The sequence below is a fragment of the Megasphaera sp. SW808 genome (genome assembly GCF_012027795.1).
GTDB lineage: Bacteria > Bacillota > Negativicutes > Veillonellales > Megasphaeraceae > Megasphaera > Megasphaera stantonii.
The window spans coordinates 41,875-58,517 of sequence record NZ_SJOT01000014.1 but is presented as its reverse complement, the minus strand read 5'-3'; the positions used below and the strand labels follow the sequence as shown (position 1 = coordinate 58,517).

15 protein-coding genes are annotated in these 16,643 nt (G+C 51.7%); 11 read left to right on the top strand and 4 right to left on the bottom strand.

The window, feature by feature from the left end:
- Nucleotides 1–610 precede the first annotated feature (610 nt).
- From E0L13_RS06890 to E0L13_RS06860, 7 genes are all read left to right on the top strand, one after another.
- Entirely contained in the window at nucleotides 611–1,798 is a 1,188-nt protein-coding gene (locus E0L13_RS06890) for a PLP-dependent aminotransferase family protein (protein ID WP_087478865.1), read from the top strand.
- A gap of 124 nt (nucleotides 1,799–1,922) precedes the next feature.
- Nucleotides 1,923–3,752, top strand: a complete 1,830-nt coding sequence (gene recQ, locus E0L13_RS06885) for a DNA helicase RecQ (protein ID WP_168061265.1) — start codon at nucleotides 1,923–1,925, stop codon at nucleotides 3,750–3,752.
- A gap of 5 nt (nucleotides 3,753–3,757) precedes the next feature.
- Nucleotides 3,758–4,549: a thymidylate synthase gene (locus E0L13_RS06880; protein ID WP_095629422.1), complete on the top strand. Its 792-nt coding sequence runs from the start codon at nucleotides 3,758–3,760 to the stop codon at nucleotides 4,547–4,549.
- On the top strand, nucleotides 4,550–5,038 hold the full coding sequence (locus E0L13_RS06875; RefSeq protein WP_095629423.1) for a dihydrofolate reductase: 489 nt from the start codon (nucleotides 4,550–4,552) through the stop codon (nucleotides 5,036–5,038).
- Between the two features lie 133 nt (nucleotides 5,039–5,171).
- Nucleotides 5,172–5,810: a hypothetical protein gene (locus E0L13_RS06870; protein ID WP_168061263.1), complete on the top strand. Its 639-nt coding sequence runs from the start codon at nucleotides 5,172–5,174 to the stop codon at nucleotides 5,808–5,810.
- A 236-nt stretch (nucleotides 5,811–6,046) separates the two neighbouring features.
- Nucleotides 6,047–6,244, top strand: a complete 198-nt coding sequence (locus E0L13_RS06865; RefSeq protein WP_087478254.1) for a cold shock domain-containing protein — start codon at nucleotides 6,047–6,049, stop codon at nucleotides 6,242–6,244.
- Nucleotides 6,245–6,596: 352 nt separating this feature from the next.
- Nucleotides 6,597–7,538, top strand: coding sequence for an ornithine carbamoyltransferase (locus E0L13_RS06860; RefSeq protein WP_168061261.1), 942 nt, complete (start codon nucleotides 6,597–6,599; stop codon nucleotides 7,536–7,538).
- Between the two features lie 82 nt (nucleotides 7,539–7,620).
- Here the strand turns inward: E0L13_RS06860 and fosX are convergent, their stop codons facing one another.
- On the bottom strand, nucleotides 7,621–8,067 hold the full coding sequence (gene fosX, locus E0L13_RS06855; protein ID WP_168061259.1) for a FosX/FosE/FosI family fosfomycin resistance hydrolase: 447 nt from the start codon (nucleotides 8,065–8,067) through the stop codon (nucleotides 7,621–7,623).
- 166 nt (nucleotides 8,068–8,233) lie between these two features.
- Between fosX and E0L13_RS06850 the strand changes: the two genes are divergently transcribed.
- Nucleotides 8,234–9,202, top strand: coding sequence for a D-2-hydroxyacid dehydrogenase (locus tag E0L13_RS06850; protein WP_168061257.1), 969 nt, complete (start codon nucleotides 8,234–8,236; stop codon nucleotides 9,200–9,202).
- 48 nt (nucleotides 9,203–9,250) lie between these two features.
- Here the strand turns inward: E0L13_RS06850 and E0L13_RS06845 are convergent, their stop codons facing one another.
- The 3 genes from E0L13_RS06845 to E0L13_RS06835 form a co-directional block, all read right to left on the bottom strand.
- Nucleotides 9,251–9,901, bottom strand: coding sequence for a YigZ family protein (locus E0L13_RS06845; RefSeq protein ID WP_168061255.1), 651 nt, complete (start codon nucleotides 9,899–9,901; stop codon nucleotides 9,251–9,253).
- Nucleotides 9,902–9,980: 79 nt separating this feature from the next.
- Entirely contained in the window at nucleotides 9,981–10,343 is a 363-nt protein-coding gene (locus tag E0L13_RS06840) for a helix-turn-helix transcriptional regulator (RefSeq protein WP_168061253.1), read from the bottom strand.
- A 269-nt stretch (nucleotides 10,344–10,612) separates the two neighbouring features.
- Nucleotides 10,613–11,905, bottom strand: a complete 1,293-nt coding sequence (locus E0L13_RS06835; RefSeq protein WP_240924681.1) for a M18 family aminopeptidase — start codon at nucleotides 11,903–11,905, stop codon at nucleotides 10,613–10,615.
- Nucleotides 11,906–12,312: 407 nt separating this feature from the next.
- Between E0L13_RS06835 and E0L13_RS06830 the strand changes: the two genes are divergently transcribed.
- The 3 genes from E0L13_RS06830 (at nucleotide 12,313) to miaB (ending at nucleotide 16,631) form a co-directional block, all read left to right on the top strand.
- The gene (locus tag E0L13_RS06830; protein ID WP_168061251.1) at nucleotides 12,313–13,740 is read left to right on the top strand and encodes an amino acid permease; all 1,428 of its coding nucleotides are present in this window, start codon (nucleotides 12,313–12,315) and stop codon (nucleotides 13,738–13,740) included.
- A 136-nt stretch (nucleotides 13,741–13,876) separates the two neighbouring features.
- Nucleotides 13,877–15,076, top strand: a complete 1,200-nt coding sequence (gene alr, locus E0L13_RS06825) for an alanine racemase (protein WP_168061249.1) — start codon at nucleotides 13,877–13,879, stop codon at nucleotides 15,074–15,076.
- Between the two features lie 226 nt (nucleotides 15,077–15,302).
- Nucleotides 15,303–16,631: a tRNA (N6-isopentenyl adenosine(37)-C2)-methylthiotransferase MiaB gene (gene miaB, locus E0L13_RS06820; RefSeq protein ID WP_168061247.1), complete on the top strand. Its 1,329-nt coding sequence runs from the start codon at nucleotides 15,303–15,305 to the stop codon at nucleotides 16,629–16,631.
- Nucleotides 16,632–16,643: the final 12 nt, after the last annotated feature.

Sequence of the window (16,643 nt, the reverse complement as noted above, 5' to 3'; positions counted from 1 at the left end):
CTGTATGCGTTCTTTTTTTGTATATGGCGGCTTCCTATCCTTCCAGGTTCCTGGGATAAGCAGAGAGCCAGTTTTGAAGGAGCGGCAGCGACGCGCAAAACTGTGCGAATCGCTTATGTCGGGTCCGTGCGTAAGCAGCACATGTCATGAAGAAGTATTCATGTGTGCAGACCCGACTGATAGGTGAGACGACCGCTAGCAGGAGACGTATTATGTTATATATATAGCGGCTTCCCATCCGATGCCAAAGAACTTGCCCTGGGATAAGCATAAGCAGGGAACACCGTTTGAAGGAGCAAAGAGATGCGCAAACGGTAGTGAAGTTGCTTACTTAAAATCGGAATAAACAAAACATCAAGATATTTAACCTACGGATCGAGTGTGCCAACTTGATGCCTTGCAGGAAACATATTAATCAAGTAGGTATTCTTTTTATATAGATTCCTTTCTGTTTTTCCATTTTCCTGTACATGAAAATCGGGTCAAACGATTTAGTTTTTTAAGCGTTTTATATCGTTAACAATTGTTTTAATTGCATTATAGGTATAAAAGTGATATAATACTATGCACTGGGGAAATTTGATAACTACGATTTAAGGGGTGTAGTATTATGACAAGATTTTCTAGTTTTGCTCAGACGCTGCAGGCGTCCGATATTGCTGAATTACTGGCGTTGACAGAAAAACCGGAAGTGATTTCCTTTGCCGGCGGCTTGCCTGCTCCGGAATTATTTCCGATTGAAGAAATGAAAAAGGTCGACGAAGCCATTTACAATGAAGAAGGCCGTAAAGCCGTGCAGTATGGCACGACGGAAGGTTACGTGCCTCTGCGCGAAGAAATCTGCAAGCGCATGAAGGATAAATTCTTTGTAGACTGCAAGCCTGAAGACGTCGTCGTCACGACAGGTTCGCAGCAAGCCTTGTTTATTCTGGCTCAGATTTTGGTAGACAAGGACCAGACGATTTTGATGGAAAGCCCGTCTTACATGGGCGCTATCATGGCTTTCGACCCTGTCGGACCGAAATATACGGAAGTTCCGACAGATGATCAGGGCATCGTTCCGGAAGAATTGGAAAAGATCTTGGCTGCCGATGATTCTATCCGCATGATTTACGTCATTCCGGAGTTCCAGAACCCGACGGGCATTACCTGGCCTGTAGAACGGCGCAAAGCCTTCATGGATATCGTCAATAAGTACGACGTCGTCGTATTAGAAGACGATCCGTATGGCGAAATCCGCTACGATATCGAAAAGCTGCCGTCTTTGAAATCGATGGATACGCAGGGCAAGGTCGTCTTCCTCGGCTCGTTCTCCAAGATTTTCATGCCGGGCCTGCGCCTGGGCTGGATTGTAGCAAATCCGGAAATTATCGATAAATTCGTAAAATTCAAACAAGCTGTCGACCTCGGCACGTCTACCTTCGGTCAGCGTCAGGCAGCATACTTCCTCAAGATGTTTGACATGGAAGCGCATATCGCTAAAATTACGGCATTGTATGCGAAACGCCGCGATCTCATGTATCAGTCCATGGAAAAATACTTCCCTGAAGGCGTTACCTTTACCTATCCGAAGGGCGGCTTGTTCACCTGGGTTACTCTGCCTGAAGGCATGGATGCGAAGGAATTAATGCCGAAATGCCTGGCGAAGGACGTTGCTTACGTTCCGGGTGGTATTTTCTATCCCAACGGCGGCAATGCCAACCATTTCCGCCTGAACTATTCCAACATGCCGGAAGACCGCATTGTCGAAGGTATCAAACGCTTGGGCGACGTATTGAAGGAAGAATTGGCAAAATAAGATTGTCATATAACAAAAGGCACATGTCTTATGGCATGTGTCTTTTTTATGCCCCTCATTGTGCTGAACCCTAATGCATGATACAATAAATTGTATTATGTAAGTGTTGGACAAGGAGGAGAGTATGGCGCGGCCTATTGATATATTAAAACGATACTTCGGTTACGAGTCCTTTCGTCCCGGCCAGGAGGAGGTTATTGATACCTTGCTGGAAGGGCGGGATTGTCTGGCTATCATGCCGACAGGTGCCGGCAAGTCGATTTGTTTTCAGGTGCCCGCTCTGCTGCTGCCGGGGATTACGCTTATCGTGTCGCCTCTCATTTCCTTGATGAAGGATCAGGTCGACTCGTTGGTCAATCAGCAGATTCCGGCGACGTATATTAACAGCCAGTGTTCCTTCGACGAGGCGAAGCAGCGCTTTGCGGCCATACGGGCTGGGCGGATCAAATTAGTATACGTGTCGCCGGAACGGCTGCAGAACGAATTCTTTTCGTCCTTTATGCAGACTATGCCGATTGCAATGCTCATCATCGACGAGGCTCACTGCGTGTCGCAATGGGGCCATGATTTCCGCCCGAGCTACTGCGCCGTGAAGGAATGGCTGGCTCGGCTGCCGCGCCGTCCTGTCGTCGGGGCCTTTACGGCAACGGCGACAGAAAAGGTCAAGACAGATATGATGAATTTGCTGGGGCTGAAGAATGAACGGGTATTTATCGGCGGCTTCGATCGGCCTAATTTATATTTCCGAGTCGTATCGCCGGTAGATAAGACGATGTTTATCCTGTCGTATTTGCAGCGGCACAAGCAGGACAGCGGCATCATCTATGCGGCGACGCGCAAGGAAGTGGAGCGGCTGTACGGCGAGCTGCGCCGCCGGGGCATGCGCGTCGGCAAGTACCACGCCGGTATGAACGACGAGGCGCGGCGAAAGGCCCAGGACGATTTTACCTATGACAATATCGACGTCATGGTGGCGACGAACGCCTTCGGCATGGGCATCGACAAGAGCAACGTCCGCTTTGTCATTCATTACCAGATGCCGAAAAATCTGGAAAGCTACTATCAGGAAGCGGGACGGGCCGGACGGGACGGCGGACCGGGCGAGTGCATCCTGTTGTTCAGCCGGCAGGATATTATGATTCAGAAGTATCTCATTGAAATGTCCGTCCAGGATCCGCAGCAGCAGGACAAGGAGTTCCACATGCTGCAGCGCATGGTTCAGTACTGTGAAGGACGGCATTGCCTGCGCCGCTACATCTTAACGTATTTCGGCGAGGAGCCGTCGTGGCAGCGCTGCGAAAAATGCGGCAACTGCGATCAGGAGACTGTAGAAGAAGACCGAACCTTTGAAGTGCGCAACATTTGCCAGTGCGTCGACGAGCTGAAAGGGCGGTTTGGCCTGACGATGGTCTGCGATATCTTGAAGGGCAGCCAAAATGCCAAGGTCAAGCGCTACGGGTTTCAGAATAAATCGTCCTTCGGCCTGCTGCAGTCCTATTCGGGACCGGAAATTCGCGATATGGTCAAGCAGGCTGTCGAAGACGGATACTTGGAGCAGTCGGAAGGAAAATATCCCGTTCTTTCCCTGACTGCGTCGGGACGGGACGTGCTGGCCGGCAACTGTCAGGTCGTACAAGCGCGGGTCGTCGCGCCGCCGGATGCGGAAATCGACCTTCCGAAACGGCAGGTCAAAAAGAAAGCCTCCGTTATCGACGAAGACGCCTTACGGCCCTTATTCGACGCCTTGCGGGCCAGGCGCTACGAATTGGCGCAGCGCGAGCATATTCCGCCCTTTGTCATCTTTTCTGACGCGACGCTGTGGGAAATGGCGGCGCAGAAGCCCCTGAGCCTGGAGGCCATGGCGCAGATCAAGGGCGTCGGCGATTTTAAGCTGAACAAGTACGGGAATCAGTTTATTCACGTTATCGAATCGTACATACAGAACCAGAGGTGATACTCATGAGCACTGCTGATACGCAGTATTTAAATATTGTAGAAAACATTTTAGCACGGGGCTATTACGCCAACAACCGCACGGGCGTACCGACATATAAGCTGCCCCATCAAATCATGCAGTTTGATTTGGCCGAAGAATTTCCCATCTTGACGACGAAATTCGTCGCCTTCAAGACGGCTGTCAAGGAAATCCTTTGGATTTGGCAGCTCCAGAGCAACGACGTGAGGGAACTGCAGAAAATGAACTGCCACGTGTGGGACGAATGGATGCGGCCCGACGGCACCATCGGCAAGGCCTACGGCTATCAGATACGGAAATACAAGCAGGTAGACAAGCTCCTCGACATGCTGCGCAACGACCCGCAGAACCGCCGCATGATCGTATCGCTGTGGAATATTGAAGACCTGCCGGATATGGCGCTGCAGCCCTGCGCCTTCCAGACGCTGTGGGACGTGACGGATGGCCGCCTGAACTGCATGCTCATCCAGCGCAGCGGCGACATGGGGTTAGGCGTGCCGTTCAACATGACGCAGTATGCCGTGCTGATTCATCTCATTGCCCAGTCCGTCGGCCTCCAGCCGGGTTTGTTTACGCACGTCATCAACAACGCCCATATTTATGAAAACCACGTAGAAGCCCTCAAAACGCAGCTGGCCCGCCGCGGCGAAGCCATGGACGCACCGAAGCTCGTCATCGCTAAGGATATTACCGACTTCTACGCCTTTACGCCCGACGATATTGCCCTGGATAATTACCGGCATTTAGGAAAGCTGCCCATGGAGGTGGCTGTGTAAATGATACATATGATTGCTGCCGTAGCCCGCGACGGGGGCATCGGCAAGGACAACGGCTTATTGTGCCATATTCCGGCTGATTTGAAGCGGTTTAAGGCGCTGACGATGGGACATACCATCGTCATGGGCCGCAAGACCTTTGAAAGCCTTCCGGGCCTGTTGCCGGGCCGGCCTCACGTTGTTGTGACGAGACAAGCCGCTTATGGCGAGGCCCATGAAGGCATTCAGGTCTGCCATTCTGTCGACGAGGTCTGCCGCCTCATGGCCGACGGCGAAGAGTATTTCATCATCGGCGGCGCGGCCATGTACGAAGCGTTTATGGACAAGGCTGACAGCCTGTATTTGACGGAAATCGACGACGTTTTTCCGGCTGATACGTTTTTTCCGGAATTCGATAGGAGCCAGTGGCGGATCTGCGAGCGGGAAGAGCATACGGCCGAAGAAGGAAAGGGGCATGACTTCGCGTTTGTCCATTATGTCAGAAAATAGAATAAGAAGCGGCATGGCAAGGCGGCGCCGCAGCGTTTCTGCAAAACTTCCTATTGAGAATGGTACTGAAACATAGTAAAATAGTACCAGAGCCTGCGTGCTGTAAGTTTATGATTTATAGGAGTGATGTATTGTGTTGCAAGAAGACATGCGCCGCCGTTTGTACGTATCGGCTATGCAGCGCGGTGCTGCCGTATATGCTGTCCTGCTGCTGCCCCTTGGCTATGTCATGCCGCCTTATTTGGCTTGGGAAAACGGGGTATTGGAAATGCTCCAAAACATAGTCTTATTTGGCGATATGTGTTTGGCGGCCTATTTTTTCCGCAAGACGGCGGGAATGGGCGGAAAATCTATTCACCGGCTGTGGCTGGCGGCAGCCGGATATTTTTTACTGCTTCTGGGGCGGGAGCTCAGCTGGGGACGAGTCTTTTTCCCGACGGGAATGGACAGCCACGGCCCAACCTTTGTGTCCATGAATTCGATTCCCGGCCATGAAATGATACACGCCGCTATCGGCGTATACACGGCCGTCGTATTTTGCTCTCTCGTCGCTTGTATGCCTTGGAAGAAAATTCTTCATGATATTCCCTTTCCCACCTTTTTATTCTGCGTCTTGGCGGCAGCGGCCATGCTGGCGTCATGCGGCGATAAGGGCTTGCTGTTTCATTCGTATATGGACGCCAACGTGGAAGAATTATCTGAATTATTGGTATACCTCATCCATGGGTATTTTGCCTGGTATTATTACGAATGGTTCCGGCGCCTGACGTAACAATAGCATGTGCGGCTATACGAAATATTGCATGCTGCTTGCCCTGCGAGGCAGCATTTTGCCGTGCGGCGGCGGACTGTGATATCCCCTATGCAGGGGAGGGATGCATTATAGGTTACGCCGTAAATATATGGCATAATACAGCCATAAATTTGGTTGACATTGCTTATCGGTTATGTTACACTAACACAAGAGCTAGAAGCTAGCTGGAATTGTTTTTTTAGGAGGATTTCGTTATGCACGGAAAAGTAAAATGGTTTAGCGCAGAAAAAGGTTATGGCTTTATTGAAAGAGAAGATGGCGGCGATGTATTCGTACATTTCTCGGCTATCCAGGAAGAAGGCTTCAAATCCTTGACGGAAGGTCAGGAAGTTGACTTCGAAATCGTTGATGGCGCTCGTGGACCTCAGGCTGCTAACGTAGTTAAAGCGTAATAGCGTTCACAAAACCAAGTTCATAAATCGACCTTTTAACCGGTGACCCTGTTGTTGCCGGTTTTTTATATGCCCGTCGAAAGATAGGTTTTTCTAGGTCAAGAGGCGGCAAGCTGCACTGGCGGCATAAGGAAAAGAGAAAACGATTTGTATCCTGTGCCGGTAAAAAAATATACTGCAACTATTTATATGCGTATGGAATAATCGGCGTAATCATGCGGATTTATAGCTGTATGTCAGTTGATACATGCATTAATTTGTATAAAATATGCATAAAAACTTGAAAAGTTATACTGTCTGTGCTATGATATGCACAGACAGTATTGTTTTTCAAGTTTGGAGGATGCATAGAATGAAACACGCAAATAGCTTTGCTGAGTATACGGCAGATGAAATTAAAGGAATCTTGTTATTAGCCGAAAAAATCAAACAGAACCAGAAAGCCTATTCCCATATTCTGGAAGGCAAGAAATTATACACCTTGTTTGAAAAAACATCGAATCGGACCTACCTGTCCTTTGCCATCGGCATGGAAGAACTGGGCGGCCGCCACTATAACCAGAAATGGGCGGACAGCAACTTCACCATCGGCGATTTGGGCAGCGAGGTAAAATATGTCTGCCGCAACGTCGACTGCATCATGGGCCGGTTTAAGAAAGCCGAAACGACGCATGGCTTTATGAAGAACGCTACCGTTCCGGTCATCAACGGCTGCGACAATACGTTCCACCCGACGCAGGCCTTGGCCGACATGCTGACCTTGTATGAAAAGACGGGCCGTTTTGACGTGAAGGTACTGTACATCGGCGCGAAAAACAATACGTACAATTCCCTGAGCGAAATCGTCGCCAAGCTGGGCGGCACGATGTACGGCTTGACGCCGTTCAGCCAGGTCATGGCCGTAGGAGACGAATTTTACGATGAATTGAAGCAGACCGGCCATTATGTCGAAGTGCCGACGGATATTTCCCAGGCCGATTTGAAAAAAATCGTTGCCGACGTGGACTGCGTATATACCGATACGTGGGTAGATATGGAATTTTTCACCAATCCCGAATATAAGGAAAAGAAAGAATCTATCATCAATATGATGATGCCGTACCAGATCAATGCGGACCTGCTCGAAGGGACGGATACGATGGTATTCCACGATATGCCGATTCACCCGGGCTTTGAAATTTCTCAGGACGTCATGGAGGCGCATATGGAAACTATTCTCGACGAAGCGGAAAATCGCCGCCACGCCGAAAAAGGGCTGCTCGTATACTTGATTACAGGTACCTTAGACTGGTAAATTCTCGTATTAGACGACAAGAAAACACACCCGGAACAGTGCGTTTCAGGCGAAATCGCGCTGTACAGGGTGTGTTTGCATTTTACTGAGAGGAACGCTGTTCGGTCTGCTTTCCTTCTTCCTGAAGACGGCGGCTGTACGCTGTCAGACGCTCTTCCAGCGTGCCCGTATGGAGCTCGAACAGGTGGTTGTCGTAGTCGTAAAAATAAAGGGAACGGCCCTCGCCGGGGATGCGGCTCCGCGCCTCCCGCATGGGAACGCCGGCCTTCGACAGCCGCTCTTTATAGGCTTCGAACTCGCCGTCGCTGATTTGAAAGGCAATGTGGTTGTACGTCTGTTCCGGCAGGGAAGGCCCTTCCATGATAACGATCCATAAGGTGCCAACGAGGAAAAATCGTTCCCGTGACAGGGAAAAGGTGCGGCTGCCGCTGTCGTAGACGATGCGGGCGGAAAAGATGGTCTGGAAAAATTCTGTCGCTTTGTCCAGATCCTGAACGATAAATGTCATGTGGCTGACGCCGGAAATCATAGGCGATCCCTCCTGTGTGCGTTTGTTTTACTATACCATGACCGATGGAGACGCACAAGGCAGAATGAAGAAAGTCGTTCTATCTTCGGAAACGGTCTCGACAAGACGGAGAGTTTTTGATAGTGTATATATGAATCTTTTAATAGGATATAGAGGGGGATATTGCATGAGAATTTTAGTAGCAATGGAAGTCCATGAAGAACATAAGCGTTGGATCGAAGAGGCTGCGCAGGGCCATGAAGTCGTATATTGGCCTGTCAAGGGATTGGTCAGCGCCAGCGTATCGGAAGAAGAATTGGCCAAGGCCGACGTCGTCATCGGCAACGTCGTGCCCGCCCAGCTGCGCCATGCCCGCAGGCTGCGCTGGCTTCAGCTCAGCAGCGCCGGCGCCGACGCCTACTGCAAGGACGGCGTCATGCCTGACGGAGCGGCCCTTACGAACGCGACAGGCGCTTTCGGCCTGGCCATAGCGGAGCATATGACGGCGTTGGTCTTCGCCATGATGAAAAAGCTGTACCGATACTACGACAATCAGAAAGACGCTAATTGGCGCGATGAAGGCCAGGTAGAGTCGGTATACGGAAAAACGGTTCTGGTTATTGGATTCGGTGATTTGGGCCGCCAGTTCGGAAAGCGTATGAAGGCTATGGGGGCTCATGTCGTCGGCATGCGCCGACGCAGCGGTGACGTGCCGCCTGAAGCCGATGAAATGGGTACGATGGACAAGCTGGACGAGTATCTGGCCAAGGCGGATATCATAGCGTCGTGCCTGCCAAATACGCCGGAAACGCATCACTTGTATACGAAGGACCGCTTCGACGTCATGAAGAAAGGAGCCTATTTTATCAACGTCGGCCGGGGCAGCAACGTCGTGCAGGACGATTTATGCGCCGCTGTCCGCAGCGGTCAGTTAGCCGGCGCTGCCGTCGACGTGACGGAACCGGAGCCGCTGCCGGCAGACAGCCCGATGTGGCACACACCGGGGCTTTTCGTTACGCCGCACGTATCGGGCGGATATCATTTGCAGGCTACGCACGACAACATCGTCCGCATTGCCGCCGCCAACCTGCGCCGTTTCTTAGCCGGAGAGGCGCTGGAAAACGTCGTCGACTTCGCCACAGGATATAAGAAATAAGAGGAAGCACATGAGAAAACCCGCAGTAACGCGAGATAGTATTCGCTGTTACTGCGGGTTTTTCGGCCGAATGATGGGTATCGTTTGACTTCCCTTATCGGTAAAGACCGCCGTCCCGTTCGTCGTGTCGATGAGGGCGGCTTTGAAAGCCGCTGTCCGTTCCTGCGGAATTTGCAGGGTAAAGGTCACGGTGTCGGAAAAGGCCCGGTCGGCGACGAGAATATCGAAGGACGGAGCCATCCGTTCCAGCGTGCTGACGAAGGAGTAGGCGACGGTGACGCCGGCAATGTCGTAGGGCTTGTAATCGGCGATATCCGCTGCCTGAAGCCCGAGGGTGACGGCGTGACTGTAGGCCCGGATCAGGCCGCTTGCGCCGAGCTTGACGCCGCCGAAGTAGCGCGTAACGACGACGACCGTATTGGTAACGCCGCTTTTTTTCAGCGTTTCCAGCATAGGCCGTCCGGCCGTACCCGACGGCTCCCCGTCGTCGCTCGATTTCTGCAGCGCGCCATCTATACCGATTTGGTAGGCGTAGCAATTGTGATTGGCGTCCCAGTACTGCTTGCGCAGCTCTTCGATGCGCGCCGCCGCTTCGGCTTCGCTGCGGACCTCCGTCAACGTCGCGATGAAGCGGGATTTTTTTACGATGTATTCCGTTTCGGACCGGCCGTATACGGATGTGATAAAAGAAGTAGCCATAGATATCTGTCCTCTGTCCTTTGCACTATACTTTTCTCTTATCATATCGCATTTGGCGGCGTTTGACAAAGGGGAAGGGCTATTTCCGCACCGTTAGGTCTTCGATGTTCAGCAGCGTTTCGATGGCTTGCTGCTGCGATTGCGGCAAGGCGTGGATTGCACGGATGATGCGGCTGTCCTTTTCGGAAATAGAGGCGCAGTACTGACAGTCTGATTCGGTTTCCTTATCATCCTGACAGAACATTCCCGGCCTGCCGACTAAGATGCAGATGGGGATTTGGAAAAAGTCGGCCATTCGCAGCAGTACGGAAATGTCGGGGGAATACAAGCCCGTTTCCCATGAATATACGGCTTGCTTGGACATACCGAACAGCGCGCCGAATTCCGTCTGCGTCAATCCTTTTTTCTTGCGGTAATACCTGATTTCTTGTCCTAGTGTCATAATGTAATCTCCCAGTATGAACAAATGATACGTTATAGTGTACTGCCCTTATTATAAGGTGAATATAAATGCAAGTCAATACAAGAATTGCATATTTCTCAATCTTGTCAAAAAATATCTGAATATTTAAAAGATAAGATAAATTCTATTACTGCAACTATTTATACTCAAATCATATAATATGCATAAATATGAATAAAAATTCTATAAATGCGGCATAAACACTGGGGATATTGATAATAAAATATTATATATACGATAAATATAATTTATATTGAAAAGAAAGTATATACTAAATCGTGGAGGGCTTTTTGGTCGGCCGCGCCCATCAGTTCCCGGGCGGAGTGCATAGCCAGGATGGGAATACCGACGTCCATAGTACGGATTGGGAGATTGGCCGATAAAAGGGAACCGAGGGTCGAACCGCCGGGCATATCGGAGCGATTGACGAACCGCTGGCAGGGAATCTGGGCCCTGCGGCATAAGGCGACGACAGCTGCAGCCGCTTCGGCATCGCCGGCGTAGGACTGGCTGGCCGCTGTCTTGAGGGCGACGCCCTGGCCGAGGCGGGGCGTGTTGGTAATGTCGCACTTTTCCGGCACGTTGGGATGCATGGCGTGGGCGACGTCGATGGACAGGATGAAGGCGTTGGCCGCGTCGATGCGATACTCCCGGCGCGTATAGCCGAGGGAGGCGTATAATTCTTCCAACAGGGCGGGGAAGGCTTGAGATAAGGCGCCCTGCTTCGTCCGGCTGCCCACCTCTTCATTGTCGAACAAGGCGACGACGTGGAGGCCGTCGTGCTCCTGGCTTCGGACCAGACTGTCGATGCAGGCATAGGCCGACGTCAGGTTATCGAGGCGGGGCGAGGAAATGAATTCGTTTTTCAGGCCCATCAGGCAGCCTTCTTCGTACAGGTATACCGTAAGGTCGTAAGATAAAATATCTTCGGGCCGGCAGTGGCATTCGTCGGCGAGAAATTGGAGAAAATAGGAGGCGTTGTCGTCCGGTCCCGTCAATGTCATGAGGGGCAGCATGTCCTTTTGGGGATTCAGGGCGATGCCGTCGTTGACATGGCTGTTCATGTGTATGGCCAGGCGAGGGATCGTCAGCAGGGGCTGTCCGGCATCGATCAGATGTACTGCCGGCTTGAAGGGATCGCCGCTGGCTGCTGCTACCTTTCCGGCCAGGGAGAGAGGTCTGTCGAGCCACGATTCGCGAATCATGCCTCCGTAAATTTCGACGTTAAGCTTTCCATAGCCCTGTTGTGACAGCGCTGCCGCCGGTTTGACGCGAAGACAGGGGAAATCCGTATGGGCTGCGGCAATGCGCAGATTGGCCCGCGGGTTAGGGCCAATCGTAAAGGCGATGAGGCTGGAATCATAAAGGGAAATGTAGTATCTCTGGCCAGATTCCAGCTGCCAGGGCTCATTCCAGCGAAGTTCCCGGAACCCTGCTTCCTTCAGGATGGCCATGCCGGCCTTTACAGTATGATAGGGCGAGGTAGCTTGGCTGATAAAATGCAGCAGGCGCTGCGAAAGATTCATGTCAGAGTATGTCATAATCGTACCGTCCTTTTCTGGAAAACTAGTATATCTTGGTATTTATTATAGCATATCTGAAAATATGCGTTTAGAAAGGACATTTGCACGAAGAAGCATGACGATTATGGGCTGAAACAGAGGCTTTCAGGAATTTCATGCCTTTGGCCGCCTTTAATGGAACCATACATTGAGTTTAAATAAATAAATTCAACAAAAGATATTTCTTTAAAAATATCAAACAATGGGCAGATAAACATTGACATAAGTAAAGAGGGAAGTTTATAATAAGTATTGTAATTTGATGTATGCAAAAAAGGTATACTGAATGGAAAGCATGCAATGTGTAACGGCAGTGTATTTTCCTGACGAACAGCCGTTTCAGGACATATGCCGCCGGAAATTTATGATGACAGAGGTGACGTAGTATGAGTGAACAAAATGCGAAAGTCGTTCATGAAGATTTGAACCGCGGCCTGCAGGAAAGGCATATCCAGCTGATTTCCTTTGGCGGGGCCATCGGCGTCGGCTTGTTCTTAGGGTCGGCGTCGGCTATTGAAAAGGCCGGCCCGGCTGTCGTTGTAGCCTATATTATCTGCGGCTTGGCTATTTTCTTCGTCATGCGGGCTATGGGTGAAGTCGTCGTCGAATATCCCGTGTCGGGCTCCTTCAGCGCCCATGCCTATCAATTCTTAAATCCTTTGGCCGGATATATTTCCGGATGGAATTACTGGTATTTCTGGATCGTTACCTGCATGGCTGAGATTACGGCTGTCGGCGTGTACATGCATTTCTGGTATCCCGATTTGCCCCAGTGGATATCCTGCCTGGCTGCTTTGGCTATTATGACCTGCGCCAATTTGATTTCCGTCAAAGCCTACGGAGAATTTGAATTCTGGTTTGCCCTTATTAAGATTATTACCATCATCTTCCTCATTATTACGGGCGGCGCCATGATTTTCTTCGGCTTCGGAAACAACGGCGTGGCTGTCGGTCTCAGCAATCTGACGGCGCACGGCGGCTTTTTCCCCAACGGCTGGGAAGGCGTATTCGGCACGCTGGTCATGATTTCCTTTGCCTATGTCGGCATCGAGGTCATCGGCGTGACGGCCGGCGAAGCCCACAATCCGGCGAAGACCCTGTCCGGCGCGATCGACAAGGTGCTGTATCGAATCCTTTTGTTCTACGTGCTGGCCTTATTGGTCATCATGGCTATTTATCCCTGGAACCAGCTCGGCCATCAGGGAAGCCCCTTTGTCATGGTATTTGAAAAATTAGGCATCAGCAGTGCGGCTCACATCATCAATTTCGTCGTCATTACGGCGGCCCTGTCTTCGTGCAACTCCGGCATTTACAGTACGGGACGCATGCTGTACAATCTGTCCCTGCAGGGAAAGGCTCCCAAGTCGCTGAGCGTCGTCAGCTCTCATAAGGTTCCGTACCGCTGCATACTCGTATCCGTATTGTTCATGCTTATCGGCGTCGCTATGAACTATTTCCTGCCGGCGCAGGTATTCGTCATCGCTACGTCCATCAGCTCCTTCGCCTGCATGATTACGTGGAGCCTTATCTTGTTCAGCCAGATGAGCTACCGCAAATCGCTGAGTCCGGAACAGCGGAAATCTATTCGCTATAAAATGCCCTTATCGCCGTATTCCAATTATTTCGCCCTCCTCTTTTTCATCGTCGTCGTTATCTCAGCGGCCTTCGACGCCACGACGCGCATCGCTATTTTTGCGACGATCGTGTGGGTAGCGGCCTTGCTGCTCGTCTACTACGGCACGGGCGTCCATAAGGCGGAAAAAATCCGTTTCGAGCATTATAAGGGAGACGCCGTGGACCCGTCCAACCGGTAGGCCCGCATCTTGAAAAAGACGATAGCGTGCAGTATAGTTATCATAGTGGAAATAATATAAGCAACGTATGGAAAGCAGTGGCCGGTCAGGACGACTGGCGGCTGCTGTTCCTGTTTAGACAGGATGGTGACAAACCGTGGATGTACTGGAATTAACGGAGCATTTTACGAAACGGCCTGTGTGGGCCCAAATTGATTTAGACGCGGCGGCGTATAATATGCGGCACATTCGTCAGGCTGTCGGGCCGGATACGCTGATTACATCCGTCGTCAAGGCCAACGCCTACGGTCACGGCGCAGTAGAGCTGGCGAAGGTGTTTTTGGAAAACGGGGCGGATCGGCTGGCCGTTGCCTGCGTCAGCGAGGCTGTAGAATTGCGGCGGGCCGGCATTACGGCGCGCATCGTCATCCTGGGCCATACGGATGGCCGCCGGGCGCGGGACGTCGTGCTGTACGGCATTGACGCCGCTGTATTTCATTATCAGGATGCGGTCCTGTTTTCTGAAGAAGCACAGCGACAGAATCAGACGATACACGTCCATATCGCCGCCGACACGGGCATGGGGCGCATCGGCTACAGGCCCTGTGAAGAAAGCATTGCAGAAATCAAGCAGATTGCAGCCTTGCCCAATGTAGCCATTGAGGGGCTGTTTACGCATTTTGCTGTCGCCGATATGGACGGAGACGAGTCGGTCGGCTATACGAAAAAGCAGTATGAAACCTTTGCCTGGTTCTGCCGGCGTCTGGATGAAGAAGGTGTTCACGTCAACGTCCGCCATTGCTGCAACAGCGCCGGCACGGCAGTATATCCCGATTTCCGATGCGATATGGTGCGGCCCGGCATCATCCAGTACGGGTACAATCCGTCCGACGAAGTGGCGGTGCCGTCCTTTACGCCTCGGCCGGTCATGTCCTTGCGGTGCTGCGTGACCCACATCAAGACGATTGAACCAGGCGATACGGTCAGTTATGGCCGTCACTTTACGGCAAAGCGGCCGACGGTCATTGCGACGCTGCCTCTGGGCTATTCCGACGGCTATCCCCGCGTATTGGCCAATCGGGCTGAAGTCCTCATCCATGGACGGCGGGCCAGGCAGGTCGGCAATATCTGCATGGATCAGTGCATGATCGACGTGACCGGCATTCCCGACGTTCAAATTGGCGACGAAGTCGTGTTGTTCGGGCAGCAGGGCGGCGAAGCGATTCCTTTGGAAGAAATCGCCGGATTGATCGGCACGATAGATCATGAAATCCTCTGCAACATTAACCGCCGCGTCCCCCGCGTGTATATTCAAGGGGGAAAGGTCGTTAAGCGCGTAGAGTATCTATTCGAATAAGCTCGGCAGCAGGCCGTCGAGAGCTCGCTGCCGTAATACAGGTTCTCATATAGGCGCGGCAGGACGTACGTTGATTTGTACGGACTGCCGGGTCTATTTTTTGTTGCTTATTCTGCGGCCCCTATGGTATTATATAATGTAAACCTCAATGGGGCATAATTGTCGTAACGCAAGCCCCGATGGAGGGATATTGCAGATATATTCATGGAAACGGAGAGAACCTGCATTGGATATCATAGAAAATAAATTTTACTTTTTGCTGACATACGGATGTCAGATGAACGAGTCCGACAGCGAGCGCTACGCCGGCCAGCTGGAATCGCTGGGGTATCGCCGTACGGAAGACATGGATATGGCCGACGTTATCCTGCTCAACACCTGCTGCGTCCGCGAGACTGCTGAAGGAAAAATCTTGGGAAAAATCGGCGAGCTCAAGCACGTCAAGCAGCATAACCCGAATCTCATCATCGCCGTCACAGGCTGCATGGCCCAGGAATGGCAGGACCGCCTGTTTGAACGGGCGCCGCATATCGATTTGGTCATCGGCACGCACAATATACACAAGCTCATCGAGCTCATTCGGGAACGGCAGGCCACGTCGGGCCATTATTTAGAAGCCGACATGACCATGCCGGCCTTTCACGATTTGCCGACGAAACGGTTCCAGAAATTCTTCGCCTGGGTGCCGATTATGAACGGCTGCAATAAATTCTGCACGTACTGCATCGTGCCCTACGTGCGGGGCCGCGAAGTAAGCCGGCCCATTGCCGACATCGTCGGGGAAATCGAGGAGATTGCCAAAGAAGGCTATAAGGAAATTACCCTGCTGGGGCAAAACGTCAATTCGTACGGGCTGGACTTAAAGGACGGTACCGATTTTTCATCCCTTCTCCAGGCCGTCGACCGCATCGACGGCATCGAACGGGTGCGGTACATGACCAGCCATCCCAAGGATATGACCTTTGCCATGATCGATGCCATTGCCGACAGCCGGAAGGTCGTCAACCACATGCATCTTCCGATTCAGAGCGGCTCCGACGAGCTGCTGAAAAAAATGAACCGGGGCTATACGGTAGACCAATATATGGAACTGGTAGAGTACGCCCGCAAACGCATCCCCGACCTGGTGCTGACGACAGACATCATCGTCGGGTTCCCCGGCGAAACGGAAGAAATGTTTTGTCAGACTCTGGAGCTGCTGAAACGGGTTCAGTACGACATGGCTTACACCTTCATTTATTCGCCCCGCACGGGAACGCCGGCGGCCAAGATGGATCATCAGATTTCCCAGGAGGAAAAGAGCCGCCGCCTGCAGCGCCTCATGGATGTGCAGAACGTGTACAGCCTGCAGCTGAATCAGGCTATGGAGCATAAGGAATACGAAGTCATCGTCGAAGGGCCGACTAAAAACGACGAAAATCACTGGTTCGGCCGGACGACGGGCAATAAGATGATTATATGGGAACACGACGGGTCCGCAGCCATAGGCGACACCGTAAAGGTTGCCGTCGATAAGGGGCAGACCTGGGTATTGAAAGGACATTTAATTCATTAAGGAGGCAGCGCG